Annotated in this window: 11 protein-coding genes; 6 read left to right on the plus strand and 5 right to left on the minus strand. The window is 68.1% G+C overall.

The features are described from left to right. The first annotated feature begins 275 nt into the window (after positions 1–275). Entirely contained in the window at positions 276–689 is a 414-nt protein-coding gene (locus tag V6M42_RS11750) for a BLUF domain-containing protein (protein ID WP_332657970.1), read from the plus strand. Here V6M42_RS11750 and V6M42_RS11755 read toward each other — a convergent pair whose 3' ends face one another. Further along, positions 690–1,049 (minus strand): DUF2200 domain-containing protein, encoded by a 360-nt coding sequence (locus V6M42_RS11755; protein ID WP_332657971.1) that lies wholly within the window; start codon positions 1,047–1,049, stop codon positions 690–692. 159 nt (positions 1,050–1,208) lie between these two features. On the opposite strand from V6M42_RS11755, the gene ykgO reads away from it, so the two are divergent. The 3 genes from ykgO (at position 1,209) to V6M42_RS11770 (ending at position 2,107) form a co-directional block, all read left to right on the plus strand. Then, positions 1,209–1,334, plus strand: a complete 126-nt coding sequence (ykgO, locus tag V6M42_RS11760) for a type B 50S ribosomal protein L36 (protein ID WP_055832286.1) — start codon at positions 1,209–1,211, stop codon at positions 1,332–1,334. Between the two features lie 144 nt (positions 1,335–1,478). Next, positions 1,479–1,754 carry a DUF2312 domain-containing protein gene (locus tag V6M42_RS11765; RefSeq protein WP_055832288.1) on the plus strand — a complete coding sequence of 92 codons (276 nt, stop codon included), beginning with the start codon at positions 1,479–1,481 and terminating at the stop codon, positions 1,752–1,754. A gap of 2 nt (positions 1,755–1,756) precedes the next feature. Then, the gene (locus V6M42_RS11770) at positions 1,757–2,107 is read left to right on the plus strand and encodes a hypothetical protein (RefSeq protein ID WP_332657977.1); all 351 of its coding nucleotides are present in this window, start codon (positions 1,757–1,759) and stop codon (positions 2,105–2,107) included. A gap of 74 nt (positions 2,108–2,181) precedes the next feature. Here V6M42_RS11770 and V6M42_RS11775 read toward each other — a convergent pair whose 3' ends face one another. The 4 genes from V6M42_RS11775 to V6M42_RS11790 all read right to left on the minus strand — a co-directional run bounded on the left by V6M42_RS11775 (position 2,182) and on the right by V6M42_RS11790 (position 9,993). After that, positions 2,182–4,932, minus strand: a complete 2,751-nt coding sequence (locus V6M42_RS11775; RefSeq protein WP_332678606.1) for a TonB-dependent receptor — start codon at positions 4,930–4,932, stop codon at positions 2,182–2,184. 211 nt (positions 4,933–5,143) lie between these two features. Then, entirely contained in the window at positions 5,144–6,604 is a 1,461-nt protein-coding gene (locus V6M42_RS11780) for a sigma-54-dependent transcriptional regulator (RefSeq protein ID WP_332678608.1), read from the minus strand. A 274-nt stretch (positions 6,605–6,878) separates the two neighbouring features. Further along, a complete protein-coding gene (locus V6M42_RS11785; RefSeq protein WP_332678609.1) occupies positions 6,879–8,042 on the minus strand; it encodes an aspartyl/asparaginyl beta-hydroxylase domain-containing protein in 1,164 nt (387 codons plus the stop codon). Positions 8,043–8,154: 112 nt separating this feature from the next. Next, positions 8,155–9,993 carry a DUF4153 domain-containing protein gene (locus V6M42_RS11790; protein WP_332678610.1) on the minus strand — a complete coding sequence of 613 codons (1,839 nt, stop codon included), beginning with the start codon at positions 9,991–9,993 and terminating at the stop codon, positions 8,155–8,157. 366 nt (positions 9,994–10,359) lie between these two features. Here V6M42_RS11790 and rplJ point away from each other — a divergent pair, with 366 nt between their 5' ends. Both rplJ and rplL read left to right on the plus strand, forming a co-directional pair. Continuing rightward, entirely contained in the window at positions 10,360–10,875 is a 516-nt protein-coding gene (gene rplJ / locus V6M42_RS11795) for a 50S ribosomal protein L10 (RefSeq protein ID WP_055832296.1), read from the plus strand. Positions 10,876–10,941: 66 nt separating this feature from the next. Further along, positions 10,942–11,325, plus strand: a complete 384-nt coding sequence (gene rplL / locus V6M42_RS11800; RefSeq protein ID WP_332657976.1) for a 50S ribosomal protein L7/L12 — start codon at positions 10,942–10,944, stop codon at positions 11,323–11,325. Positions 11,326–11,418: the final 93 nt, after the last annotated feature.

Genomic DNA, 11,418 nt, shown 5'->3' on the forward strand with positions numbered 1-11,418 from the left:
GCCGGATCGCCCGGCGACGCCGGCGCCGGGGTCGGCGTCGCGGGCGGCGCCTCCGGCAGCATGGGCGCACAGGCGGCGACGGAACAGATGAGGATGAGTCGAAGGCTGATACGCATGATGCTGGTGTAGAGTCCCCGATGGCCGCCCCGTCATAACAAGTGCGCGAGGGCGGGAAGCGTTGCTGCAATAACCCACCGTTCAAACCAGATAGCGGCGGTATTGCGCGTGCGAAGGGCGTACACCCCGCGCGGGCGCTTGGCCCCAAGGCAATCGCGATGCGCGAGAATCTCAAACGGCTGGTCTATCGCAGCGAGTCCCTGATCGACCATGACGACGTGGCGGCGCTGGATGCGATCTTCCGCACGTCGCTGGCCCACAACAAGCGGGACAGGATTACCGGAGCCCTCGCCCTGCCGGACGGGAAGTTCGTGCAGGTCATCGAAGGGCTGGAGGCGCATCTGGACGCGCTGATGATCCGTATCCGGGCCGACCGACGGCATGAGAAGCTGGCGGTTCTGGGCGAGTGGGCTGTGACGGCGCGGCTGTTTCCCGGTTGGGCGATGGCGCGGCCGGACCCGACGCCGCTGAGCCAGCAGGCGTTCAACATCGTCACCGAGGACGGCAGTGGAGTGCAGGTGACGCAGGTCCTTCTGGGGATGACCCAGGGACCGAAGGAGACCTGGTTCTGATCAGCCCTGGCGCCTGAGGATTTTCTCCATCGCCTTCCCTTTGGCGAGTTCGTCGATGAGCTTGTCGAGGTAGCGGATCTCGCGCATCAGCGGCTCCTCGATGGCCTCGACGCGGATGCCGCAGATCAGGCCGGTGATCCCCGCGCGGGCGGGATTCAGCCGGGGCGCCTGGCCGTAGAAGGTCTCCAGGTCGGAGCCGTCCGCCAGCCGGGCCTCGAACTGTTCCGGGGTGTAGCCGGTGAGCCAGAGGATGATCCGGTCGACCTCGTCCCGGGTGCGGCCCTTCTTCTCCGCCTTGGCGATGTAGTGCGGATAGACGCTGGCGAAGCTGTATCTGTAGACCCGTTCATTGCCGGCCATGGGCTCTCCTCCGCGTGGCGGCCGCGAGTGTGCCGCAAGCCGGTGTGCAAATCACGCCAGTCCGTGGTTGACGATTCCGGGAAGCCTCTCTATACGCACCGCTCCGCCGCAGGTTCGTCCCGCGGCTTTTCTGTTTTGCTTTGCCTCAGGACGACGACCATGAAGGTCCGCAGCTCGCTCAAGTCGCTCAAGACCCGCCACCGCGACTGCAAGGTCGTGCGCCGCAAGGGTGTTGTGTACGTGATCAACAAGACCGACCCGCGCTTCAAGGCGAAGCAGGGCTAAGGTCTTTCCACGCCTTACGGCGCGGTTCGAAATTCCAGAGGCTGCGGACTTGTCCGCAGCCTTTTTCGCGTCCGTCCCCAGCGGACGTTGAGTCGCGCCAGCCTACGTGGTTAGCGTCCGTTTGATTTTCTCCGGAGTATTCCCTTGGCTGACGACGCTTCCTTCGATTCCTCGCCCGACGTCCTGACCTCGGCCGCCCAGGGCCGGCTGCGCACCATCATCGAGCGCATCGAGCGGCTGGAAGAGGACAAGGCCGCCGTCATGGCCGACATGAAGGAGGTCTTCCTCGAGGCCAAGGGCGAGGGCTACGACGTCAAGATCCTGCGCAAGGTCATCCGCATCCGGAAGCAGGACAAGGCCAAGCGGCAGGAAGAGGACGCGATCCTGGACCTGTACCTCTCGGCGCTCGGCGAGATCTGATCCTGAAGCGAACCGGCTTCGGCGGGGGCGGGGGCGGTTCGAGGAAACCGCCCGCCAGTCCGTTCGAGGCCGAACGCAAGGCGGCCCAGAGGGCGGCCCTCAATGCTTTAAGACGCGCCCGCCGCTCGGCAGAGAAGGCGGGCGTTTCGCTGTCCGAATGGGAGGGCGAGTTCATCGACTCGGTCAGCGAGCGGGTGAAGACCCACGGCCGCGCCTTCGGCGACCCCGAGAAGGGCGCGCCCGGTCAGGCCCTGTCGGCCATGCAGGGCCGCAAGCTGAAGGAGATCGCCGCCAAGGCGAAGGGCGAGGCGCCGAAGCGGCGCTGGGGGCGGAAGGAGAGGGATGAGGGATGAGGGATGCGGGATGAGGAATTAGATCCGACTGGATCGTCTTCGCTCCGTCATCCCTCATCCCTCATCCCTGATCCCTAGAACAGGATCTTGCGGAACGTCAGGCTGACCGTCCGGCCCATGGGGTCGAGGTAGTCGGGCTGGTAGTTCAGCGGGGCGTCGCCGTTGCTGGAGGTGACATCAAGGCGGGAGTCGAACAGGTTCTGGACGCCGAAATTGATCCGCGAACCCTTGAGCCACGGATATTTGGCGACCCAGCCGGCCTGGGCGCCCAGGTCGATGAAGACGTTCAGATTGACCGTGGCCAGGTCCGAGAAGGACAGGTCCGGGCCCGTTCCGCCGTCGACGAAGGTGCTGTCGCGCCAGTTGGCGTTGAGGAAGGCCCCCATGCCGTTCTTGAATACGCCCGCCTGGGCCTGGATCTCGTTGCGCGGGCTTCCGCCGCGGCTGCCGGTGGCCGAGCCGTCCAGAAGGTCGAGCACGGGCAGGCCGGGGGCGATGACGATCTCGTCCTGGATCCGGTACGTATGATAGACCGACAGGTTGAAACGGCCCTGGCCGGGCTGCATGCCGCCGCCGCGTCCGCCGCGTCCGCCGCCGCCCATGCGGACCTCGGTTCTCTGGCCGCCGCCGCCGCCGCCGGCGCGCGGGCCGTCGCCGCCCTGGCGGATGACCATGGGGGCGCCGCCGCCGGGCGGGCGGGCGCCGCCGGGCATGCCGGGCAGGGGCGAGGCGGCCGGGTTGGGCGTGCCGAACGCGCGCGAATAGTTGACGCCGGTGCGGATGTCCTGGCGCTCGAAGCGATCGAAATTCAGGGCCCGGCCGTCGAAGGACAGCAGATTGCCGTCCGCGTCGCGGACGAAGCGGCCGGGCAGGGCGGCCTCGAGGTCGGGGGTCAGGGTCGGGAAGGCGGCGATGGCGTCTTCCGTCAGGCTGTACGTCCAGGTCGACTGGATGCGGAAATCGGTCTCGGACCAGGGCTTGAGCGTGCCGCCCAGCTTCCAGACCTTGCGGTGGTCGGCGTCCAGATCCGGGTTGCCGCCGTCGATGCGGGTCACGAACACCGTCTCGCCGGTGGCGAAGTCGAAGACCGGCACATTGGGGGTGGCGATGATCGGGTCGTTCAGCTGGGAGATCGAGGGCGCGCCGTGCTCGTCGGTATAGCTGACCAGAAGGGACACGGGCTCGATCGGCGACCAGTTGACCCCGAAGCCGAGGGTGGACAGGCCGCCGAAGTCCGACAGCTCCTCATAACCGACGTTGAAATTGGCCGACAGGTCGCCGAGCTGCGGCAGGACGCCGGTGCGGCGGCTGGCGATGGGGATGCCGAAACTGGCCTGGCCGTTGAAGCGGTCGCGCGACTGCGAGCGGTCGATGATCAGGCCCGAGCGGTTGGTGACCGAGTCCAGCGAGCGGGTGTCGGCGCCGAATTTGAAGGTCGAGGAAACGCCGCCGGCCGGCAGGTCGTAGACGTCGCCGTTCAGCACCAGCTCGCCGGCCAGGACCTGGGACACCGAATGGGCGGTGTCGTCGGCCGCGGCGGTGAAGTCCGAGGGGTTCAGGGGGGCGAAGGGGTCGGCGGACGGGTCGTTGGCGGTCAGGCGGGCCTGGAAGGGCGCGGTTCCGAAGCCGCGGCCGGTCAGGGTGTCGCTTTCGACGCGGTCGTAGGAGCCGGTGAAGGTCCAGCGCCAGTCCTCGCCGATATAGCCGTCCAGGACGCCGGCGATCCGGCCGGTCAGGACGTCGGTTTCCCGGTCCATGCTGTCCGGAGCGTCGAGGTAGCGGAAGACCAGGATGTCGTCGGCGAACGGCGAGAAAGGATTGCCGTCCGGCAGGGTCAGGACCACGCCGGGCAGGCCGTTGTAGCTCTGGCTGGCGGTGTTCTCGAGGCTGCCGCTGATCGTGCCCTGGGTCGTGCCGTTGATGTCGCGCTTCAGCGTGCCGCGCACGGTGGTCCGTTCCGAGGCCGACAGCAGGGTGCGGTACGAGCCGAGATCGGTGGTGCGCGGGTCTCCGGCGACCGAGGCGAAATTGGCGATGGTCGGCGCGCCGGCGGCGGGGACGGGATTGACGATGACGGTGGAGCCGACCGCGGCCGACAGGGCGGGATCGATCTCGGCGCCGTAGGGGACGCCCGAGATGTTGCCGATCAGGTCGTAGGGCAGGGCGCCGGGGTCGCGGACGATGTCGCGCTCGGATTCGTACAGCGGGGTCGAGCGTTCGTATTCGGCGTCCATCGACCAGCGGGTGGCGCCGGCGATGTGCAGGACGTTGCCCTCGATCTCGCCGATGGTGCGGCCGCCCTGGGTCGGGGCGCGGCCCGAGACCTGACCGACGAGGGAGCGGAAATTGGACTTGAGCACGAAATTCACGACGCGCTGGTCGGCGCGGTAGCCGTAGGCCAGGGCGACTTCCTCGGGCAGGATGTCGGTGCGCTCGATGGCCTCGGTCGGGATGCCCTGGATTTCCTGGAAGCCGGAGATGCGGCGGCCGTTGACCAGAAGCACCGGCTGACCGTCGGCGCGGCCGCGCGTGCTGCGGGTCAGGGGCTCCAGATAGGTCAGCAGTTCGGCGATGTCCGAGGCCCCGTAGGCCTGGATCTGCTCGGCGGTCAGGGTGACGTCGGGCGGGATGTCGGAGTTGACGCTGCCCCGGGCGCGCGAACCCGTGGCGACGACCGTGCCGAGGTCCGCGACATCGTCGCCCGCGACGACCGGCGCAGCCGCAGCCGGCGCGGCGGCCGGCGGCGTTTGCGGCGCCGCTTGAGGCGGCGCGGCCTGGATCGCTCCGGCCATGAGTCCGGACAGGGCGGTGGTTACGAGGAGCATACAAACAGGCCTTGGGGGAGGAGGACGAAGCTGCAACGTCGCCCGCCCGTGTTTCCGTCGCGTTTCAGCAGGGAAACCAAAGGTTGCGGGCGCGCACAGCCCAAGCGTCTTCGGGGTTCGGGACCCCGCTGGCCAATGAACTTTTGGTCAGACTCCGGGCATTGCCGGGACGTTGCCGAATTGCGTCACCCCGTGGCGGACCGGTCCCCGGCTAGCCGACTTCCCTGAGACTGCCTTCCAGACCCTGCTCGCGGACCTTGCGATACAGGGTCGAGCGGCCGATGCCGAGGCGGCGGGCGATCTCGGACATGTGGCCGGCGTAGACCTCTATGGCGTGCTGGATCAGATCCCGCTCGATCTCCTCCAGCGTCCGCAGATGGCCGCGTTCGTCGAGAATGCGGATGGGAGAGTCCAGCGACGAGGGCAGGCCCAGGTCGGGCGGCGCGACCGGGAGCCCGGCCGGCGCGCTTTCGCCCTCCCGCTCCGTCAGCGGAGCCGCCCGGCCGGAAATGGCGGGGAAGTCGTGCGGCTGGAGGAAGGGCGAATCGGCCAGGACGATGGCGCGATAGACCGCGTTTTCCAGCTGGCGGACGTTGCCCGGCCAGTCGAAGGCGCACAGCAGGGCGAGGGTCTCGCCTGTGCAGCCGGCGATCCTCTTGCCTTCCTCGATATTGAAACGGGCGATGAAATGCTCGACCAGGGCGGCGATGTCCTCGCGGCGTTCCCGCAGGGACGGGGCCTCGATGGGGAAGACGTTCAGGCGGTAGAACAGGTCCTCGCGGAAGGCGCCTTCGCGCACCTGCTGGGCGGGATCGCGGTTGGTGGCCGAGACGATGCGGACATCGACCTTGACCGCGCGTTTGGCGCCGACCGGGTCGATCTCGCCTTCCTGGAGGGCGCGCAGCAGCTTGACCTGCATGTCCAGCGGCAGTTCGCCGATCTCGTCCAGGAACAGGGTGCCGCCGTTGGCCTCCATGAACTTGCCGAGGTGTTTGTCGTGGGCGCCGGTGAAGGCCCCCTTCTCGTGCCCGAACAGGATCGACTCGATCAGGTTCGAGGGCAGGGCGCCGCAGTTGACGGCGACGAACGGCTTGCCCGCGCGGTCCGAGGCGCCGTGCAGGGCGCGGGCGATGACTTCCTTGCCGACGCCGCTCTCGCCGGTGATCAGGACCGGGATCGTGGATTTGGCGGCGCGGGTCCCGAGCGAGCGGACCATGCGCATGGGCGCGCTCTGGCCCACCAGATCGTCGAAGGAGGTGCGGCCGGCGACGTGCTTCTTCAGACGGCCGACCTCGGCGGTCAGGCGCGTCATCTGCAGGGCGTTGGAGACGCCGACCAGCAGGCGTTCGGCCGAGACGGGCTTGACGAAGAAGTCCTGGGCGCCGGCCTGCATGGCCTTCACCACGGCGTCGACCCCGCCCGAGGCGGTCAGGACGATGACGGGGGTGGCGACCCCGGCGGTGCGGATCTCGGCCAGGGCCTCCATGCCGCTCATGCCCGGCATGACCATGTCCAGCAGGACGACGTCGGCGCCGCCGCCCTTGGTCAGGCGGTCGATGGCCTCGCCGCCCGATTCAGCGTGGACGACGGCGTAGCCTTCGCGCTCCAGCACGGCCTGGGCGAGGCGGCGCTGGGTCGGATCGTCATCGACCACCAGAACGGTCTTGGCCATGGAGCGGCGTCCCTCATCATCCTCAGGCCGCCCCGGCTGCGAAGCTGGACTGGCCCATTCCGGGACGTTTCTAGCCCGCGCAAGGTGAAGATCAGGTTGTACGGGGTGGTGAGCGCAGGGTTAACGGAGGGCTGCCGGCACCCGCTGCGTCCCAAGCATCCATCGTCATTCCGGGGCCGAGCGTAGCGAGGAACCCGGAACCCAGGACCGCAGCGGAACTCCTGGGTTCCGGGTTCGCCTGCGGCGCCCCGGAATGACGGGGGTTGGTCGCGCTCTAACCGCTCACGAAGCTGCGCTGGGCCTGCATCATGGCGGTGATCAGGGCCTTTTCGCCGTCGGTGAGCCAGGGGTTCCAGATGTCGAAGATCAGGATGACGCGCATCTGGTCGGCGTCGTTCCAGGCCTCGTGCTCGATGGTGTCGTCGAACACCCAGGCTTCGCCCATCTTCCAGTCGCGGACGGTGTTGCCGACGCGGAAGCGGGCGGGGCCGGGCAGGATAAGCGGCAGGTGGGTCAGCAGCCGGACGTTGGACGAGCCGGTGTGGGCCGGAATGTGGGTGTGGGGCTGCAGCGCCGAGAAGACGGCGGTGGGGGCGAAGCCCTCCTGACGGCACATCGGCAGGGATTCCAGCAGGGCGGCGGTCTGCGGGCAGCGTTCGCAGACGGCATCCTGCCGCGCGCCGTCGCGCCACAGCCAGAGAGAGGACCATTTGCGCGAATGGTTCAGCTCGGCCCACTGATTGACCGGGGCGCCCTTGGGGTAGGCGATATAGGGGGCGAACTCGTCCATGGACGAGGCCAGCACGGCCTCAAGCTCGGCCACGATGACCGGCGTGGCGGCCTCCAGCTGTTCCAGCCAGGGAAACAGCGCCCGGTCGTAGAAGGGGATGGCCGGCAGTCGGGGATAGTCGAGCAGGAGGGGCTCCTGCTTCGGCGCGGTCTTCAGGCCGGCGTAGATTTCCAGCCCCTCGTCGAACCGGTCCAGCGCCGCGGGGTCGACCGTCTCGCGAAGGGCGGCGACCTGGCTCTTCATATGGTCGCGCAGGGCCTCGGCGTGGCGGCGCACGACATCGTCCGCGTGATCCATCTGGGCCACGATCGGCGGCGGGCACCGGTCGCGGGGCGGGGCGATCTTGAGCGCGTTGCGATAGACGTCGACGGCGGCGCGGCCCTTGCCGATCTGCTCCAGCATGGCCGCCTTGCCCAGCAGGGCGGTGAAGTCATACGGCTGCATCGTCAGGGCGTCGTCCAGCACCGTCAGGGCGCCGTTGAAGTCGCCGATGAGCCGCAGGGCCAGGGCCCGGTTCAGCGTGCCGTCGTGGGTGACGCCCAGCCGGTCCGCCTGATCCAGCAGGCCGAGGGCGGACTGGGGATCGCGGCGCGCCAGCGCCTCGGCGGCGCGGCGCAGCAGTTCAGCCTGTGGTCCGTCCTGGCTCACGCGGGGTCCCCCGATCCCGATAACATGACTGGACTGTAATGTTAGCCGGGTCGTCCGGGTCAAGAGCGGTTTGGCCAATGCGGCCGATTAAGTGGGGCTGTGGCGGGAAGGCTCAGGGGGCGGGGTCCGGTTCGACCGGGCATTCGGTCTCGCCTTCCTCATGACGCAGCCGGACCCCGCCGACGACCAGATCGGGGAAGACGGGCGGCGTCGTCCTGACCTGACCGGACGCGAAGGCCCCGGCGAGGTCCACCGAGTCCTTCCTGCAGGAGGGCGAGCGGTAGACGGCCCATTCGAACCAGCGACCGTCCGGTTCGAGCTTGAAGGCCGAGGCTGAACTCTCGCCGGCGACGACCACCTCGTTCACGGCGTCGCCGTCCAGGTCGATCAGGGTGGCCGTGCACGGGTGCTCGTCGTCGCAATGGCCGATGTTTTCGGCGAGACGTCCGTACTGGCCAGTGAAGGATGACGGGAGGGCCGCTCCTGTCGGATAGGGGCGGATCCGGATATCGGCGGCTGAGGGACGCGGCGAAGCGGGCTGCACCCGCTCGTAGCGTTCGGCGGTCGTCGCGGCCTTCGCCCCGGAGGAAATCCGGCTGTCGGGAGACCGCGTCAGCCGCGCCAGCGCCGCCTGCCCGGCCTTGCCGCTTTCGAAGCGCAGGAAGCGGTAGTCGAATTTGTCCGGGCTCACCGCGCCGCGCTCCAGGCGCGCGACCTGATCGGCGACCGAAAGCCGGGCGGGGTCCAGCAGCGGGCTGAACAGGGCGAGGATGACGGCGACGGTGAGGACGGCGGTCCAGATAGTGGTGCGCTCCAGCGGGCGCATCCAGTCGCCCTTGCGCCAGAAGGGGCTGAGCGCGGCCCAGCCGTAGCCGGCGGCGAAGGACGCGCCGACGAGGGCGCAGGCGGCGGCGATGATGCGGTCCGGCGTCAGGCCGTATTGCTGGATGCGCAGGGCCAGGCCCCAGACGGCGATGACGATCAGGGGGGTGATCAGGACGGCGGCGACGCGCACGGCGGCGCGCAGGACGGCGGGCGGGCGGTTGTCGGGCTGTCCGTCCTGATAGGCGGCGTTGATGAGGATGATCAGGGCCGCGGCGGCGGCGAGGACGAGGGCGGCTCCGTTGCCGGTGTTCCAGAGGCCGTCCAGTCCGGTGAAGGGCAGGGCCGCGATGAAGCCGGCGGCCAGAACGGTCATGACCAGCAGCAGCCATGACAGCAGCATCAGGCCCACGGTGCGGACACCCCTGATCAGGCCGTCGCGCACGTCGGTCAGATGGACCGCCGTGGCGAAGACGACGAAGGTGACGGGGATCGCGAACCACTCCTCGCGGAGCAAGGTTTCAAGGAAGTCGAGGCCGATGATCCTGAACAGGGCCGCGCCGAGATGGAGCAGGATCCAGAAGGCGCCGGTGAAGCCGACGGACAGGGCCAACTGGACCGCGGCCTTGGAGGCCGTGTCGAAATAGGCCGGATAGCTGGCGATCCGGCGGCGCTCCATATCGGCCGGGGCGACCAGATGGTGGGCGATGAACAGGGCGGCGGCCGAGAACAGGATCACCGGCGGCGACAGGAAGGGCGGGCCGTGCAGCGTCTCGGCGCTCTGACGGGCGATGTCGTGAAGGCCCAGCAAGGCCAGGGCGACGCCGGCGACCGCGGTCCAGATCGCGAGGGTCACGGGGCGCAGGCGGCCGACGCCGGCCAGCAGGACCAGGGGCAGGAAGACGAAGGTCAGCAGCAGGGGGCCGAAGACCAGCGGGTCTGTCGCCGGCCAGGTCATCGGCGGCGGCCCGACGCCGTCCCAGAGGCCAAGGCCCTGCTCTGCCGCCCGGTGCAGCCAGAACAGGCCGAGGCCCTGGATCAGGCCGATGGCCAGCCGGATGGGGCCCAGCAGGACGGAGCCTTGCTTGCCGAGGCTGTCGCGGCCGGTGGCTTCGGTCGTTTCGGTCATGCTCTAACGTCCCCACGTTGCGGCATCTGAACCGTATCCCGTTCGCTTGGGAAGAGGCGGCGCTTGAGTTCGCGGGATATCCGTGTATAGAGCGCGCCTTCTCCGTCATGGCCCCGTGTCATGGCGGTCCTGTCCGAGAACTTCGGGGTCTGGGGGTCGCCCAGGCCATAAATGTCAGAGAGCCCTCTGACGCCGTGGGGAGATGGGGATGCAGACGACGCTCGTCACCCGGTTTCCGGGCGTACGGGATCTGAGCCTCCTTCGGACATTACGACCGGCCTGAACGCTTCGCAGCGATGCGGCGCGCTTACGCCAAATCCGTCGTCGGGAATAAGCCCGGCGGCGAATACCAGACTGGAGACCGCAATGGACCGCGCACAAAAAGCCGAGTCGATCGAAACGCTGAAGGGCGTTTTCGCCGACGCGGGCGCCGTGGTCGTGACCCACAACCTGGGTCTGACCGTTGCGGACATGGAAGATCTGCGTGGACGTCTTCGTAAAGAAGGCGGCACGTTCAAGGTGGTCAAGAACCGCCTGGCGCTCAAGGCGCTGGATGCCGCCGAAGGCAGCGACTACCACGGCCTGTTCAAGGGTCCCGTGGGCATCGCCTACGCCGACGACGCGGTGACGGCCGCCAAGATCACCGCTGAATACGCCAAGGCGAACGACAAGTTCATCGTCCTGGGCGGCTTCATGGGTGAGAAGGTTCTGGACGCGAAGGGCGTGGAGGTTCTCTCCAAACTGCCGTCGCTGGACCAGATCCGCGCTTCGCTGCTCGGCCTGCTCAACGCTCCCGCGACCAAGATCGCCGGCGTCGTTCAAGCCCCGGCTTCCCAACTGGCCCGCGTGTTCAGCGCGTACGCCTCGAAGGACGCCGCGTAAGCGGAACCGCCTCTTTCATCTCTGCAAAACTCTCTCTGAAACCAACTCCTCCGAAGGAAAACTCAAATGGCCGATCTCGCCAAAATCGTTGAAGACCTGTCGAAGCTGACCGTTCTGGAAGCCGCCGAACTGTCCAAGCTGCTGGAAGAAAAGTGGGGCGTCAGCGCCGCTGCTCCGGTCGCCATGGCCATGCCGTCGGGCGGCGCCGCCGCTCCGGCCGAAGCTGCTGAAGAGCAAACCGAGTTCACCGTTGTCCTGCTGGACGGCGGCGACAAGAAGATCAACGTGATCAAGGAAGTCCGTGGCGTGCGTTCGGACCTGGGTCTGAAGGAAGCCAAGGACCTGGTCGAAGGCGCTCCGCAGAACGTCGTCGAGAACGTCTCCAAGCAAGCCGCCGACGAAGTCGCCAAGAAGCTGACGGAAGCCGGCGCCAAGGTCCAGGTCAAGTAAGCAGACTTGATTTGGCCCTACCGCCCTTCAGGCTACCTGAGGGCGGTAAGCTGAAGAACGAACGGGCCGGGGAGCGATCCCCGGCCCGTTTTT

This window comes from Brevundimonas sp. (genome assembly GCF_036677305.1).
Taxonomy (GTDB): Bacteria; Pseudomonadota; Alphaproteobacteria; order Caulobacterales; family Caulobacteraceae; genus Brevundimonas.

Bases quoted from the DNA above. Each gene is read 5' to 3' on its own strand.
- V6M42_RS11780 (WP_332678608.1), bottom strand. From the start codon at position 6,604: ATGGCCAAGACCGTTCTGGTGGTCGATGACGATCCGACCCAGCGCCGC.
- rplJ (WP_055832296.1), top strand. From the start codon at position 10,360: ATGGACCGCGCACAAAAAGCCGAGTCGATCGAAACGCTGAAGGGCGTT.
- V6M42_RS11790 (WP_332678610.1), bottom strand. From the start codon at position 9,993: ATGACCGAAACGACCGAAGCCACCGGCCGCGACAGCCTCGGCAAGCAA.
- V6M42_RS11775 (WP_332678606.1), bottom strand. From the start codon at position 4,932: ATGCTCCTCGTAACCACCGCCCTGTCCGGACTCATGGCCGGAGCGATC.
- V6M42_RS11750 (WP_332657970.1), top strand. From the start codon at position 276: ATGCGCGAGAATCTCAAACGGCTGGTCTATCGCAGCGAGTCCCTGATC.
- rplL (WP_332657976.1), top strand. From the start codon at position 10,942: ATGGCCGATCTCGCCAAAATCGTTGAAGACCTGTCGAAGCTGACCGTT.
- V6M42_RS11755 (WP_332657971.1), bottom strand. From the start codon at position 1,049: ATGGCCGGCAATGAACGGGTCTACAGATACAGCTTCGCCAGCGTCTAT.
- ykgO (WP_055832286.1), top strand. From the start codon at position 1,209: ATGAAGGTCCGCAGCTCGCTCAAGTCGCTCAAGACCCGCCACCGCGAC.